The organism is Paenibacillus sp. FSL K6-2524 (assembly GCF_038005525.1).
GTDB lineage: Bacteria > Bacillota > Bacilli > Paenibacillales > Paenibacillaceae > Fontibacillus > Fontibacillus anaericanus.
On sequence record NZ_JBBOSP010000001.1, the window covers coordinates 3,887,139 to 3,903,768 of the forward strand.

A 16,630-nucleotide genomic window follows, 5' to 3' on the forward strand; every position below is an offset into this window, starting at 1 on the left:
ATTATAGTTCAAACATAGTAGATACGCATTATTTTTAAAAAAGTAGCAATCCACGCAAAAATGGACCACACAAGGAGTTTATCCTTGCCTGGTCCACCTAACTTTTCTTACTATTGAATCGATTCAGCGATCCGAATTAATTCAGTACGGTCAAGTCCAGATTTCTTACCAAATAACGAATAAAGTACACCATCTTTTTCCCAATCAATACTTTTTCCGTTCACTAACACAGCATCTAGATCATTAAGTTTGATCGCTTCAACCGATCCATCAGTTGATCGTATATAAGCCGTCTCTTCATCAGCAAAACGATTTTGCATCGAGAAAGATTTTCCCGTTTCCTCATTCGTGTAGAATAAATCAATATACTTAGAGTCACTTACAGATCCATCGTCATCTTTGTAAAACTCTGCTCTATCAAATGAAAACCCCTCTGGTACATAAGTAGGCAAAATAACATTAAAACGGGTATAGTCGTTTAATTGATTAGGATCGTTAACTACAAGAATTTCTGGTTTATCTTCTTTGTCTAGTTTCTCCTGCTGTGCTTTAGTAATGACTTCGCCATTGGCAAAACCGACAACTTCTTCACCATTTGCATTATAGATGGTTTCAGGGTTCTCATTATCCATTTCTAATATAGGATTTCCGTTACGATCGAATACTTTACCTTCCAGTTCGCTTGGAATAGAAATGGGCCCTGTTGGATACTCATATTGTTCCACGGTAATATGACCTAGCGATATCGTTTGAACGATTTTATCCAATACCTCTTGAGCAAATGCCGGCTTCATAATCCCAATACTCATTATACTAACTACAGCCAGCGTTGCCGCAGCAATTATAGGTCGCTTCATTTTGCTAGATTTTCTCATCCGCTCATCTCCTCGATTAGCTTTATTAGTCATCATCACCCGATCTAACACATCAGCTTTGTTGCTGCTCTTACTGAAGTCACGGTCAGCTAAATTCTTGCCGATTTCAAACAGCTCATTATATTCTTCACAATCTGCGTTTCCAGGTAGTTGACGCTTATTTAAATAAGCATCTATCTCAGCAGAAAATTGTTGTTCAACACTTTTTCTACTCATTTCGAATCCACCACACTTTCGTTTTCGATCTGAACTTTTAATTTTTTCATCGTGCGATAAAGAATTACCCCGACGTTGCTTTCAGACAAATCTACTAATTCAGAAATCTGAATATTGGATAAATTGGCTCCAAATTTAAGTGCCACCATATTTCGCTCTCTCGCATTTAAAGTATTTAGAGCCATTTGAAGCTTATCGTTAGATTCACCTAATATAAACAAACTCTCCGGGTCCTTCTTACTTGACACTAGTTCCTTGATCACATCAATCGAGAAAATATTTCGTCTCTTCTGAGCTCTAAAATAATCGTTGACCACATTTCGGGCGATCGTAAACATCCAAACTTCTAGCGGCGATTTCTTAGGAGAATATGAATCTATTTTCGTCATCGCCTTAACAAATACTTGGCTTGTCAGATCTTCTGTCGTATAACGACAACTCACCCGATAACTTATATAGTTATAGATCCTCTTATAATAGGTCTCAAAAATTACAGTGAATTCCAAACTCTCAGATTGATATTCACTGACTGAAACTTCTTCTTTCAAAGGGAAAAGCAGAACGCGTTCCTGCATCGGATTAACTTCTCCTTCCTTGCTGTTATTACTTAGCTAAGTAATTTCATATGTAAATACGACCTTTTCACGATTTCATTACACTATCTTCATAAAAAAAGACCTGCAGTCAGAAGACCACAGGAAAATCATAACAAATCAAGCTGAAATTATCTTCACAATACTTAATCTTCACTCCATTTATTACCGTTCATTACTTCCAACCATATACCGCTCATTCGCAAATCCCTTAGTCTCGGAAATGATGTATAAAGGCCGATCTTTCGATTCATCATAGACACGACCAATGTACTCACCCATCACTCCAAGTATCATTAGAATAATACCATTGAATAATAGATTGACCGCAAGTATAGAGGACCAACCTGTGACTGTAGTATTCGTAAATAACTTCTGGTATAACACGATAATTAAGTACACAAAACTAGCTATAGAAAGTGCCATACCAATATAACTAGCCAACTTTAATGGTTTATAGGAGAACGAAGTAATCCCATCTAGCGCGAAACGCACCATTTTCTTAAATGGATACTTTGTTTCTCCTGCGAAGCGCTCTTCACGCACATACTCAACACTCTTCTGGCGAAATCCAGCCCAGCTAACCAGACCACGTACAAAGCGGTTTTTCTCCTTCAATCCCTTGAGCACATCACAAACTTTACGATCAATCAGCCGAAAATCCCCTGTATCTACAGGAATATCAACACTGGTCATACTTCTCAACAATCTGTAGAAGAACTTCGCACTGGCTTTTTTAAAGATAGTCTCACCTTTACGTACCAAACGTTTGCCATATACCACATCATACCCTTGCTTCCATTCCCAAATCATCTCTAAAATGACTTCAGGTGGGTCTTGTAAATCTGCATCAATGACAATGATGGCTTGCCCTTGGGCATAATCCATACCAGCACTTATTGCGATTTGATGACCGAAATTTCTTGAGAAATTTACTAATCTAAGATGCTCATCTTTGCTGCATAAATCTCCCACAATTTCGACGGTTCGATCTCTACTGCCATCATTAACAAATACAAGCTCATAAGATTCACGGGTTTGCTGCATGACTGTGGTCAAGCGCTTATACGTTTCATTTATCACTTCTTCTTCATTGAACAACGGAACGACAACCGAATATTTAATCGTCATTGTGTACCTCCATACTCATAATCTATTAATCTTTTTCTGTATAAAGAAACTTACACAAGCATATAAAAGTTCTATACGTCGTACTCTAGTTGTTTTTTTGCCTCCACAATAAAATCGAGCGGTGTAGGTATAGACTCAGGATCATACTCTACAGCACCAATCTTAAGATTAAGTTCAACCTTATACTTATCTCCATATTCTCCGTTATTCAAATTTATGATATTCTGCTTCAATCTGTCGATAACCACATTTGCACCTTCACGATCTGTGAAGAGTATTAATCCCCATGTCGGGTTATCTTTATCGAAAATATATAACGAATCATTCGTACGAATACTTGTTTGACTTATTGTTGAAATATCATACATCGCTGATGTCATTTCTTCTTCACTGGTCATTCGTCTTATTTCGTCCCAGTATCGCACACTAATGATGAGTAGTGTTACTGGTATTTTAAACCGGGTAGAAAGAGCCATGAACACCGTAGCATCCTTTTGAAAGGATAAGTTATTTTTTAAATTTGTATTTACGTCCATCGTAGCTAATGAGGCGTTTTCTCTTTGTAATTGTTCTTTCTCTTCCTGCAGTTGCTTATTGGCCCGGGTAAGCGCCCACGTTACACCGGTAAGTAAAGGAGTGATAATCAACCAAAAATAACTCTGGCCTCCTAGAACTACTCCTTCAACGATACTTTGATATAGGGTAAAGGTCCCGCAACCGAATATAAACACAAAATTCAGGATTAGACCAACCGTCAGGTTAGAAAAATAAGTGATGACTGAGATTAAGAAGGCTACATTCAGGAAGATGAAGTTTTGAATATACAGTTCGGGATCAACCGCGGTGAACACAACACATACAAAGCAGATTATTAACAACAAGAGGAAGGCAACGTCTGATATGACACTGCTTTGATATCGCTTCATCATCTTTCATCACCCCCGTTTCTTTCTATATTTACGAATCATTAGTACCATCGAAACTAGAACCAACACCAGAATCAGTAGGGCGACTACCATAAAACTTAGTACATCACCTCGTTCAATTACTTTATCCAACATTGTGGTCTCTTCTGGATTAGCTTGCTTCTTAAAGCGATACGCCTGTATGGTACCGTCCTTGTCTACTGTCGCACCGTCTCCATAGATTTTCCACATGCCCTCATGGCTTCCAACCAACTGAGATGCTAAATAATAGTACTCGGAACTGACACCTGTGATAGCCAATAATGCATGTCCTGCCTCAAAAGGGGATTGCATTAACTGCAGTGTCCCTATGCGTTTGCCGTAGTCGGAATCTATACTCATTTTTTCATTAGATTGAAAGCCGGCACCATCTGTAGCATATTGAAAATAGAAGCTGTTATTATAGTCTCTAATGAGCTTATTGTCCTTATAAGTACCAATCGCAACAATATTACGATCTTTCAAATCACTTGCAACCGCCTTATCCTCGTAAAAGCGAGCTTCCCCTTCATTCCCCTCCATATATTGACCCAATAGGTTAAACAAATTTGAAATACTCTGATACGTATATTGATCACGCTCTGTTGGCAAAACAACGGCAACCCGATTCAAATTACCATCACGTATAAAAGGAAATGGATAGTTATTAAATAATAAATCTGTCTTTTCTGTAGTGTTCAGCTTTAATAGCGTGTCTTTGGTAATAAACGCCCAAGGCATTTGGTCGTCAATTCGGTAACAGTTACCGTTCTTCAGCTCCAAATCAAAAGCGACCTTCACACTGAAATTACCCGAAATATTTAAATTCTGTGGGATAGATAAGGTTAAGTTGTCTCCATCCGCTAACTCTGTAGTAAGCTTCTTACTCCCGATTGGCGTATCATTTATAAGTACGGTTATCATTGAACGTTCAAAATCAAGATTTTGAGCATATCGAAAATCAACACTAATTTTGCTAGCCTCAGTAATACTCCGGTTTGCAGGTAATGACACAAAATAAGACTTTTCTTGATGTCTCCAGCCTGTGAGTTTATCACCATTGTCGGTCAACACCACATTTCTATTCACTTCTACAGTAGGTGTCGCTACATTGGTATCCTTATCTATTACTTTCACATTATTGATTAATTGCCCCATTAAGGCTTGATTAGCTACCAATCGACCAGCCTTAACTAATAAATCAGCGTCTTGTGATGTAATGACCAATGTTGGCTGCTTATCCGTGCTCACCAATTGAATTAATGCCGTTTGACTTAGGTCTTGACCGTCCAACAAATTCTTAACATCATTCGGCAAATGATCATATAAAGCGATAAGCACGATAGCCTTTTTACCTGTTAAAAGATATGAACCATACGGGAGCAAAGGAATCGCCTTATTCTCCAAACTGTTCGATTTAGCAAATCCCGCTATTGCGTAGGCTGCTGCTTCCAGCTCAGCGGCATCGCTCTGCTCGGGCACAACAACCGCATTTTGGTTAGCATTAGCGATATCTAGTCCCGTAAAATACTGATTGAAGTTATGAATGCCTCTGATCGCCTCGTTTGTATGCTTTACAGCAACGTTTGAGGTACTAAAGATCTGCAACCAATTATCTTGCCAATCTTCCCGCGAACAGATTTCATCATTTGTGTTCGTTGTTTGAATGGATCCTTCTATGGAAAGTTCATTCGCACCCTTCACGATCAGTTCGGTAGGTATGGTGACGGATAAATGCTGCTTTTGATCCTCGTTGATTATAGGTCTGAATGAATGTAGATAAGTTCCGTTTATCTTCAATGTCACACTTGACTGATCATTTAGCGTTAAAGGAGATGCTTTATAATCCAAGTTGAATTTTACGTCATTCACTTTCCAGTAGTCTGGAACTTGAAAATACAGCTGTTTAGATGTCATCGCCCCTGATAAGAATAAGTTCGTACTCGTTAGGGACATCTCATAGGTTTGTGCATCAGATGCCTCTGCTCCCGCCACCGTTACCTGGCTAAGCTGCACGAATATCAAGGATAGGCAGGTTATGCATATTACAATTAATCGTCTGATCACAAGTTTCGTCCCCCTTTTAATAGCGTTCGGTTTTATACCATTTAACTTCTCGTTTAAATATTAAATCCTTGAGGTATGTATACAGCCCATACGCTACGACAACAATCCACATTTGACAGTAAGAAATATACATAAGCATGATAATCCAAAGGTTAGAGAGTCTCATTTCGCCTTTTTCCGTCATGACGGTAATAAAAGTTCCTACAATAAACATAATAATGGCAAGCATCCATAGAAATGAGCTAAAGCTAGCCAGCGTCGTATGAACAAAACCTAGAGCATGTAGAATAAGCAGCAGATCTGACATTAACAACGAGATAAGCAACAGAAAATAAATGGATAGAAAATAAATGATGTCAAACAGAATGTTTCTTGCTGAACGATCAAACAGCAACTTGAAGTTTTTTACAATAACGTAGATATTCCCTTTTGCCCATCGTGTCCTTTGTTTGAACCAGACTTTTACGGTTTGCGGTTCTTGTTCCCAAGTGACGGATTTGGGCTGAAACTTAATACGATAACCCATCATATAAATACGAAAGCTGATCTCTGTATCCTCCGCAATCGCATGTATATCCCACCCGCCAATCCGCTCCAAGATATGACGACGAATAATGAAATTGGTACCAGGAATAGTACATAGCTTGAACAATTTCCACCGACCTGCTTGCGCCATCCACTGAAATGATAAAGTTTCAATATTTATAAATCGCGTTAACAAGCTGGCATCACGATTACGAGTTCGGAACTTACCAATGACAGAACCTAACGTTTGATCCTTGACGATTTCGGCCACCAGGAATCTTAACGCATTTTTCTCCGGTGTGTTATCCGCATCATAAATCGCGATCAATTCGCCTTTACTTTGCGCAAATCCGATATTTAGTGCATTGGATTTACCTTTTCCTCCCGTAACTGAATCCGTGTTAATAATGATTAAATTACGATTTGGATTTTTCATCTGTAAATGGCTAAGCAGCACACTGCTATTATCCGAAGAGTTGTCATTGATCACAATAATCTCATAACGATCATGGGGATAATCCAATGCTAACAACGCCTCAACCGTCCGAGTAATGACTATCCCTTCGTTATGAGCAGGCACCATAATAGAGACAAATGGTGCTTCTCCTTCTAATTCCGGTATAGGATCTCTCTCGTTCTGAATGTAGTATAAGTAACCGGCAATGATGAGTACCACATTAACAAGCAACAGAGACCAGATACAGATTACCGAGATAAGCATGAGAATATCTGCAATTGTCATTGTTATCTCCTTCGATTTAAATATTTTCGTTTATATAGTCGATAACCGATGATGAACATTATTCCAAAAGCAAAAAGTGTCATTAAGATTAACACGATAAAAATCTTATTCTGTATACTAAACAATGTCTCAAAGCTCTTCTCGGGTTCTGGCTTATAGGAATATTCCGGACTTACAGACCTATATGCATCGTTCAAATCAACGCTGTGACCATTAATCTCGAGCATCCCATTATGAGTAGAAATGGTATTAGCTTGTGTCTGCACGTTATGAGGCACCGATTTATAATCATCAAACGTGATCCAGCTATCGATATACGCCTGGACATTTTGATCCAGCTCAGCCTCGGTTTCAAAGAAGTTGTAGACCAAAGCTGTACTCATCGGAAAACGTTCAATGACCTTACCGGTGTGCTCAAACTGCTCGAGAAAATCCAATTGTATCGTATAAACAGAAGACGAGAACGACTTGGACGAATCTGTTTGGGATCTATGACGTATATTTTCATTGGGGAATAGAACAGCTGAGTCGAAGCTCCCCATACCATACTCAGAATATTGCTGATCATAGGTCCAATACATTTCTGCCCCTATTCCTAAAGGAGCAATCCCGTAATCAGCCAGAACATCCACAAATAATTCCATCTGAGCCTTAAGTTCCGGTCCAATTTCCTGAATTGTCGAAGAGACTACGGGGGTGTTAACCAGGATACTTCCGTTATGGGATTGAACATACTTCAGTGTTTCCAAATAGCGCTGCATTGCAGGATAGTCCGTGTTGTGAAATACAGGCCTAACGCTAACAATAAATGGAATACCTGCACTATAGAGCTTATCTGCCAATTTCTCCAATAACGGTAAGTCAGAGAAAGGATAAACTTCTTTGAACAATAGATAGGTTTTCCCTTGCTCAGTAACCCTCAGCCAATCTTTTAACACATAGGCCAGGGCTATTTCACTCAAGTTCCCCTTTTCATAGTAAGGTACATATGCCAAACCATCATGCCTCACCGCATAGGGTGTATCCATATCGTTATTCTCAGATGAAATGCTACCATATTGGATACTCCCCTTAGCTTGTACAATATAAGGCATGTGGCTCACATGAATTGTTGGTTCAGAAAATTGTCCAATCGATAGTTTAACGAATTGTTCATTTGCATTCTGAATTGTCAGGTTAAGCTCCGTTTGAATCTTACTAGGTAGTTGCACTCCGATATGTAAATAATCACCCTCATAGGATGCAAAATCTTGAATATAGTCTGTATTACTTATTGTGAGTTCATTTGCATTTCGAACCGCTATAACGCCCGTATACTTCGCTAAGGTTCCCTTTTTGTAGTTATCCATGGTTGTCTCAGTAACCTTTACCCCAAAAGATGCAAGCAATCTTTGCAGTGCCTCGATATTTCCTTCTCTTGATGTTCCTTTTGCCAAGCTGTCATAGATAATCAAGACATGTGCAGGTTCTGGTTTTGATGCATGAACGAATGATAGAGGAATCCCCAGAATGACAACGAGAGTCACGATGAGCGTCCTTATCATTATTTTGACGTGCATATTCATACCCCCTTACCAGCCTCAAAAGATACTATAAAGTGCACAATTTTAATCTTGATCCATGCGCAACAAACGATGACGGATGATATCAGCTATCAACAAAAAGGTGACAAGATCAAAGGTGACTGTAAAAAGAAAAACGTGCTTAGCCATATCAGCGTCCCCTGCCCCAATAATCGATACTAATATGCCAGATAAGCCAAACAAAATGAACGTTATAATGAGCGGAAACCGAGCGGCTTTCCTCATATTCCTGGACTTAATCGCTGAGATAAACGAAGGTGAATATAAGCCGATGACTAAAACCATCCAAACAACGATAAAACCAAACGTTCTTGGCGTAAGAGCCTTTTTCATTAGGCTGTACCCCGAAAAAAACGTTGTTTGCGCTCCCGGGGGCTTTCCAACCGATTTCTCGTAATTACCCATAGCTGGAGGACGAATAACAAATGCGCTTTTTGCCCCCAAATCGAGTAATCTGCCAGCTTGAGCTGGATGCGTGATGTAATATTTCAAAATAGACCCGAACCCATAATGACTGTAAAAGCTCTTCTCTAATATTTCAGAGTCAACGTCCACTGTCGTATTCATTGCATAATAAATACTTTTATCCAAGATGGCATATTGCTTGTCTATACCAAAGGACTCTAATGTCTCTTCTGGATTGGGCGATTCCATGAGGATCCCACGTGTCATGGCATGATATTTGTTAATATTCACAAACTCTTTCGGAATGAATAAGTAAGTACTAACCCCTGCAAGAAGTAAAATCAGAAGTGAGGAAGTCATCAATATCCGAAATGTCCTTCCCTTACGAATAAAAATGAGCATGATCCCTGTAAAGGCAATAATGACACCCACTGGAGCATTTTGCTGTTTACTTGTCGTTAGTAAGAGTCCACTGAGGGTGAACAAGGCCAGCATTACGTAATCGTTGTACCGATTTCGATAGAGTAATAAACCTGATGCAAACATAAACAACAGCATGATGAACACGATGCTTTCCCCAAAGAAAGAATTGAAATAAGTCGTATACCCTGTGTCACCAAACATAAAAATAGCCAAGAGCGCAATAGGATAACCATATTTAGCTGGCATTTTCCAAGTCAGGCTTTCTACTAGCAAATAGATTGCCACCGTGTAAAGAACCACATATATCACTGCTTGAACGCGTATATCAAATATCTTCTGATCAATGAAAAGCTTGTTTATCCACACGGCAAACTGGATAAATAAAGACTGTGACGAGAAGATATCTGTACTATTTTCATTATAATATTGAAAAATCCCAAAGTTCTTAATAAAGTAACTAAAATATTGATTGTCATAATCAGGAACATTAAAATACAAGCCATTGCCGTATAAGATACGGAAATAATCACCATTATCCGCCATTCCAATATAAGGTGGTCTGAATAATGCGAAGATCGTAATCAGCAATACTCCGATTGCTGCAAATGAGGCCGGCGTTCCATAGCGACGAAGTGCCACAAGTCTATGTTGACTGAATAATTTGACTTTATTGCCTGTCATGAAGCATGTCTTCCTCCCTCATAAGTTCTTTAGTAAACAAATGCTAATAGAGCCATTAAATTATCAAAGGAGTATGCTGTGAGTGTATCGACATCCCCAAAACCACCATAAAGGGGACTAGATAAATCCTGAACCTGATACTGAATCATACGTTGGATACTGTCTTCATAAAGCTCTCGATCATCCAGCTCGGAACCAATCATTGCTGCAATTGCATATATCGCAGTGGATTGAATATCATTCGTAGGAACTCCCTCAACGGTATATTGTCCAAACAACTTACCCTGCTTTACTTGTTCTTTAAGATAACTAATACTCGATGGATTCTGCTGTTTCACTTCGGAAAGTGCAAGAATCGTCAGGAGTGATTCTACCGTGTTAATATGATCTGAATTGTAGGAACCACTATCATATTGATAACGAGTCTCGTAGAATGGGAACCTATCCGATATATACCCGTTGTGGATAATATCCAACATATTTATATAGGTCTTTTCTCCTACTTGTGTCGAATCCGAGATTAGCTGAAGTGTTTTTAAATCGATATAACATAAAGTGATAAAACTATTGGTTATCTTGTATTGATTATCATAGAAGTCATAAACATGGTTATCTTTGACGTTGTGCTTGTAAAAACGTTTAGCATATGTATCAGCATCCGCTACATAGTGTTTATTCTTGAATACACTTCCAGCCTCATAAAGCGCACGAATGATTCGCAGATCATCCACTGCTGCATTAACAGAATAGTTCTTATCAAGCTTAGGACTATACCGATAGCTAAACCCGTTTGTTCGATCATAAGTTTGCTTAGTGCGTATCCATTCTTTCTCAAAGGCATCCTGCTGATTAGTCAATACATAATAACGTAGTAGTAAGCCGGCCGACTCACTCAATACCTCATGCCCTGTCGCCACCTCTGCAGATTGATCCGTATCCTGATAATTCGTAAAAACACCATGACTGCCAGATAGCTTGTTTATAATAAACTGATACAAATAACTTAGCTCTTTCTGGGGTTCAAAGTCCCCCGTGTTATGATCAAACGACGAGTTAGTCGCTATATTTTGTTGCGCAGGCAACTTGTGCTCCCTGTAATAGACAAACAAGCAAAGTGATAGAATGATACATATACAAAGAATGACACGCTTCATCACTCCTTTTGTCCCCCTAATCCCTGATGTATATTTTTGATCTGAATACCCACAACAAAGTTAAAAAATATAATGATTTAACCCTAATACATAGGTCTTTATGTAACAAACTAGGAAATAAGTCACATTATATTTCCCACTATAAACCAAAGGATGGCATTTTTCCAGTATATTATATTTTTTTCATCATTAAGGTTAATCACACTACTACTCTATTTCTATACCCGATTTTTGATAGACCTACCCCTTGTTTTGGAAGAAACAGAACTTAATCGAATAGTGTTGGAATTTCCTGTTATTTCAAAAAATATATCGTATCGCCCTGAATGTATTCTGAATGTTACGAACAAGGAGTATCTACCTTGGTACACAAAAAAAACCGATAACCTTCTAAATCAAGGTTCATCGGCCGCATAATTTGTCGAAATAATATAGAGAGATACCTACCTTGCACTGCTTGCAACTGGTTTTTTTCTCACCCCCTCTAAAAGACCGGTGAAAGAAAAGCGGAGCGGGCCGTTTGAATCTGGAGAAGCAAAGCGTTCGCATTTGTAGTTGGATTGTAACCCTTTTAGGTTTTATATGATAATGACAATACAACTACAATAGCGATCGAAAGATCAAACGGCATGCGGAGCGACTGTTTTCACCGTTCTTTCCCCTCCGTTCTATTTTACAAACGGAAACAACAACTTCTGATTCTCAGGCCATAGCATATTATCCAGATCAATCAGCTTCGTATCGGTAGGAATCTTACCATCTAAACGCTCACCATGCGCAGCCTTTACAGCGGCAACAATCGCCATGTATCCATTATTAAACGGATTTTGCACGACCATCGCTTGAACTGTTTCCTCCTGTAACAATTCGAGCATCTCGGGAGGGTTATCGAAGGTAATCATTTTAACCTTGCCAGCGTAGCCCATGTCCACTACAGCTTTACCTGCACCAATCGAAGATTCCGCACTTAGAGAGACGATGCCATCCAAACGGGGATAATTAACCAACATCTCCTTCGTCAGTGTGTAGGCCAAAAGTTCATCTGAACCGCAGTATTGAATGTCCATCACTTGCACATTTGGGAACCTGGCAACGTAATCAAGAAAACCTTCCTCGCGTTGATCTGCATTTCTAGCTCCTTGTACGAAATTAACAATCCCGATTTGACTGTACTTGCCTGTCAATTCCACCAAGCGTTCAGCTGCTTTTTGCCCGGCTTCATAATTATTAGTGCCAACATAGGTTTTCACTTTCGCTGATGCCACTTCTGAATCCATTGAAATCACCGGAATATTATAATAAGAAGTCTGGTCTGTAACCTGACCCAAAGCCTCATAATCGCTAGCTGCGAGCACAATAACGTCAGGTCTACGCGCAATCGACTCTTCCATTAATGCAATTTGCTCTCTATAATCGTTCTCGTTATCAGGGGCTAAATAATTCAAATTGATGTTGTATTCTTTGGCAGCAGCTTCGGCTCCCATTCGAATCGTATTCCAATAATCTCCCCGATCCAGCTTAACGATCATATCTACAACCATAATTTTATCTGCGTTTTGTGTACTCCTTGAAGTTGTGCAGGCAGAGAGGATTAAAGTCAGTAGAACGATTAGAGTAATCCCCTTGCCACCGAACATTATTATCTTCCTCATGACTCCTCCCCTTCCGACAACTCCTTCTCTAGCTTAACGATTGGAATTGTAATTGTGACGGTGGTTCCTTCTTCTTGCTCGCTCTCAAAATGCAATCCATAGTACTTGCCGTAATACAGCGATATTCGCTCCTGCACATTACGTACGCCCACCCCGGAGCCTGGCCCATTCCTCATGACATTACTAAATATTTTCTCGACAGCTTCTGCAGACATTCCGACACCATTATCCTTGATTCGGAAGACTAGATTGTCACCCTCTGATTTAACGTAAATTCCGATAAACCCCTTATCGGGTGAGTTTTCGATACCATGATGTATCGCATTTTCAACTAGTGGTTGTAGGATCAACTTAAGCGTCAGATAATCATTAACTCCCTCATCACTTACAATTTCATATTCAAACTTGTTCTTGAAACGGATGGTTTGAATAATCAGATAATGCCGGATATGCTCTAGTTCCTCTTGGACCGTAATAATATGACTGCCTTTACTTAAGCTGATACGAAAAAACCGTGATAACGACGTAATTGTTGTGACAACTTCCTCGCTCTTCCCCATCTCTGCTAGGCGAGTAACAGAATTCAACGTATTGTAGAGAAAGTGCGGATTAATCTGAGATTGCAACACGTCTAGATCGCTCTTTCGTTTTGCCTCTTGCTCCTGGATGATCTGGTCCATGAGCTCGCGAATCCGCCGCAACATGAGATTAAATCGCTTGGATAATTGTTCCACCTCATAGGCTCCACTGACATAAACATTCGTTTGAAAGTCACCCTTTTCCACCATCTTGACCGACTTTTCTAGCTTACGAAGGGGCTGCGAAATTTTGGCTGAGATATAAATATTCACTATGAGCACAACAACGATCACTAACATTAAGACCCTGATAATAAAGTCGCTCAATTCCTTTGTAGTCGTCAAAAACTCATCCGCATAGGCCACACCGACTATTTTCCACCCCGTCGGAACTACCGTTTGTATCGTAATTATCCGTTGCTCTCCCTCCGCATAGTCAAGATAACTACCGTATGTATAATTCAGCACAGATTCCATATTCTCATATTTCAAACCGGCATAAATTAGTTGTTGTTGGGGGTGATAAACAATGGTTCCAATGGAATCAATAATGTATACGTAACCCTTTTTACCAAGGCTCACTCTTTGACTGAGTTGATCAATGGTACGGAAGTTAATATCAATGACGAGAACACCCTTCTTTAATCTAGCGTCATCTTGATACAATATTGTCTTACTCATGGAAACAACCCAGCGATATTGCCATTTAAATAAGTTTTGAATATGCGGTGGCGTGTATTGAAGAGTTCCCTGTTTCCGCACTGCCTTCTCGAACCAAAGTTGTTCGGTTAGCTTCGTGTTCTGGCGCATCGGAATCTCGGGCATGTTACGTACCAAATCACCTTCCTCAGTAAACAGTGCCATTGAAACCAAGTCATCTCTCGTGTTAAGAATGGTATCCAATTGCTCACCGAGTTGTTTGTTTGAGACATCGGATGCCATATTAATCTTCTCTTCTACGACATCAAAAACATCCTCCATCCCGCTAACGTACAATTCCAGATTTGCATTAACCTGTTCAATTGTTTGCCCTAGCCCTAGAAAAGTGTTCTCCTCCGCAGCCTTCGAGAATCGATCAAACAACATAATACTAACTAGTAAGACAACTATCACAGTGATCGTAATAGAGGAGACCGAAATGAGAACTTGTATATTCCGAAAATGAAAACCTTTTAGATATCTGGAAATTACATTCCAAAATCTCATTGGACTTTTGCTCCACTTCGGTATTCTTTAGGAGATATTCCATATTTCTTGCGAAAGCAAAAACTGAAATAGTTCGGATCCACAAATCCCACTAACTCGGCAATTTCAAACGCTTTCAAATCCGTAGTTCGTAATAAGTCCTGTGCCGCTTCCATTCGCACACCCATCAAAAAACTTACAAATGTCATTTTCATTTCTTTTTTAAAAATATTACTAAAATATCCTGTACTAATATGTAAATGATTGCAGACCTTCGTAATTGAAAGCTCTTTTTCCCCATAGTTCGACAATATATATTCGCGTGCTTCAGTCACCAGCTTGTTATAACTAGTCTGACGATCGGATGTGATATCATTTTTTATCTTCATACACACATCAATAAACCACGACTTCGCTTCTTCCGCATGTGTAAACTTAGAAAACTGCCCCAGGATAGAAACCTTATTGCCGAATAACTGATCCAGGTCCACATGGATGTCCTTGGCAGCTCTGATCACAACCGTTAACATCTCTAACAAATATACTTGGAAATCCTGATTGGATACACGTCCATCAAGTAGACCACTAAAATGATCATTCAACAGATCTAGTAACTCCTCGTCACTTCCTAACTTAAGACACCGAACCAATTCCTTCTCCTTTACTTCATCAAAAGAACTAGGCGCACATTTCCGTGACTCCACATCTTCAATCCAAATTACCTTGTTATTGCCAAGAATTAGCCGATAGTCTAATGCTTGTTGAGCTTCTTTATACGAAGATAATATATCTCCTATATCTGAAATAACCGAACCCACACCAATTGTCACAGTTAATTTCAAATAACGCTCCACACTAAACACAATTTCCTCTACCAACTGAAACGTTCGGTTCGCCGCATCTTCTGAGCGCGTATCCTCACTAATGCTAAGTAATACGACTTCATCATGATGAATAAAAACCTTATTCGTATAATTCCTTCTTACAATTTCCTCCGCTATATTAAGCACTGCAAATAATTGGAGTTGAGTATCATGCGTTTCTCGCAATGAGGCCGATTCATTCGAACGCGCTGAACCTGCTAAAGGGTTGCTTACTCTTGACATAGAATCAATACTGATTACCGATACCATATAGCTTTGGCCATCTAAATCAAGATCGTAATGCTGACTCTTCTCCCGAATTTCGGGTTCCGGAAGTCTGCGTGACATTAGGGAAGAGAGAAATAAGCTTTGGAGAATCGGCAGATTCTTGCGATAATGTTCCGTGAGAAGCTGCACATTTTCTTTGTCGGCCATCTCTTCATCTATCTGATCCTTTACCTTCTCCAACACTTCCACTAACTCTCCAGCAGAGAATGGCTTCAACACGTATTCATCAATCCCTAGCCGAATTGCCTTCTGAGCATATTCGAATTCATCGTAACCGGTGAGTATGATGATCTTTGTTCCCGGATAATGATTGCGAATCCATTCGGATAACTGAAGACCGTTCATGAAAGGCATTTGAATATCAGTTACTACCACGTCGGGATGGTGCTTCTCTACCAAATCCGCGGCTTCCTTTCCATTCTCCGCAGTATCCATCACCTGATAGCCAAGACTTTCCCACTGAATTTGTCCCAGCAATCCTTCTCTTACGTCCTCTTCATCGTCCACTAGTATCAATTTATATGTCATATGCAACCTCTCCCCATTAAGCATAGATCTGCAATAATTCCCCCTAATTTCCCCCCGATTCTATCGTATTGTCCTATAAAAGTAAATACGTCCAATTGTCAACTTGGACTTTAGTCTAGTATTATTTTCCTTCCTGAGTCGGTTTCGCTATTCCCCCAATTGACATACCATGGTAATATCAAATGGAAGTATATTAA

The 16,630-nt window shown here is 39.5% G+C and carries 12 protein-coding genes; all 12 read right to left on the minus strand.

The window, feature by feature from the left end:
- Positions 1-110: 110 nt before the first annotated feature.
- The 12 genes from NST85_RS17815 to NST85_RS17870 all read right to left on the minus strand — a co-directional run bounded on the left by NST85_RS17815 (position 111) and on the right by NST85_RS17870 (position 16,433).
- Positions 111-1,091, minus strand: a complete 981-nt coding sequence (locus tag NST85_RS17815) for a DUF4367 domain-containing protein (protein ID WP_341189996.1) — start codon at positions 1,089-1,091, stop codon at positions 111-113.
- Positions 1,088-1,666, minus strand: coding sequence for a sigma-70 family RNA polymerase sigma factor (locus tag NST85_RS17820; RefSeq protein ID WP_341189997.1), 579 nt, complete (start codon positions 1,664-1,666; stop codon positions 1,088-1,090). Before NST85_RS17820 ends, NST85_RS17815 begins: the two co-directional genes overlap by 4 nt.
- Before the next feature lie 183 nt (positions 1,667-1,849).
- Positions 1,850-2,815 carry a glycosyltransferase family 2 protein gene (locus tag NST85_RS17825; RefSeq protein ID WP_341189998.1) on the minus strand — a complete coding sequence of 322 codons (966 nt, stop codon included), beginning with the start codon at positions 2,813-2,815 and terminating at the stop codon, positions 1,850-1,852.
- A 71-nt stretch (positions 2,816-2,886) separates the two neighbouring features.
- Complete coding sequence (locus NST85_RS17830) at positions 2,887-3,744, minus strand: GGDEF domain-containing protein (RefSeq protein ID WP_341189999.1); 858 nt, start codon at positions 3,742-3,744, stop codon at positions 2,887-2,889.
- A 6-nt stretch (positions 3,745-3,750) separates the two neighbouring features.
- Positions 3,751-5,826, minus strand: coding sequence for a cellulose biosynthesis cyclic di-GMP-binding regulatory protein BcsB (locus NST85_RS17835; RefSeq protein ID WP_341190000.1), 2,076 nt, complete (start codon positions 5,824-5,826; stop codon positions 3,751-3,753).
- 16 nt (positions 5,827-5,842) lie between these two features.
- A complete protein-coding gene (locus NST85_RS17840; protein ID WP_341190001.1) occupies positions 5,843-7,093 on the minus strand; it encodes a glycosyltransferase family 2 protein in 1,251 nt (416 codons plus the stop codon).
- Positions 7,094-7,095: 2 nt separating this feature from the next.
- A complete protein-coding gene (locus tag NST85_RS17845; RefSeq protein WP_341190002.1) occupies positions 7,096-8,652 on the minus strand; it encodes a hypothetical protein in 1,557 nt (518 codons plus the stop codon).
- A 48-nt stretch (positions 8,653-8,700) separates the two neighbouring features.
- A complete protein-coding gene (wsfD, locus tag NST85_RS17850) occupies positions 8,701-10,185 on the minus strand; it encodes a glycan biosynthesis hexose transferase WsfD (RefSeq protein WP_211350036.1) in 1,485 nt (494 codons plus the stop codon).
- A gap of 29 nt (positions 10,186-10,214) precedes the next feature.
- The gene (locus NST85_RS17855) at positions 10,215-11,339 is read right to left on the minus strand and encodes a hypothetical protein (RefSeq protein WP_127190736.1); all 1,125 of its coding nucleotides are present in this window, start codon (positions 11,337-11,339) and stop codon (positions 10,215-10,217) included.
- Positions 11,340-12,007: 668 nt separating this feature from the next.
- On the minus strand, positions 12,008-12,991 hold the full coding sequence (locus NST85_RS17860) for a substrate-binding domain-containing protein (protein ID WP_127190737.1): 984 nt from the start codon (positions 12,989-12,991) through the stop codon (positions 12,008-12,010).
- Positions 12,988-14,775 carry a sensor histidine kinase gene (locus tag NST85_RS17865; RefSeq protein ID WP_127190738.1) on the minus strand — a complete coding sequence of 596 codons (1,788 nt, stop codon included), beginning with the start codon at positions 14,773-14,775 and terminating at the stop codon, positions 12,988-12,990. The genes NST85_RS17860 and NST85_RS17865 overlap by 4 nt, the downstream gene beginning before the upstream one ends.
- Positions 14,772-16,433 (minus strand): response regulator, encoded by a 1,662-nt coding sequence (locus tag NST85_RS17870; protein WP_341190004.1) that lies wholly within the window; start codon positions 16,431-16,433, stop codon positions 14,772-14,774. The genes NST85_RS17865 and NST85_RS17870 overlap by 4 nt, the downstream gene beginning before the upstream one ends.
- Positions 16,434-16,630: the final 197 nt, after the last annotated feature.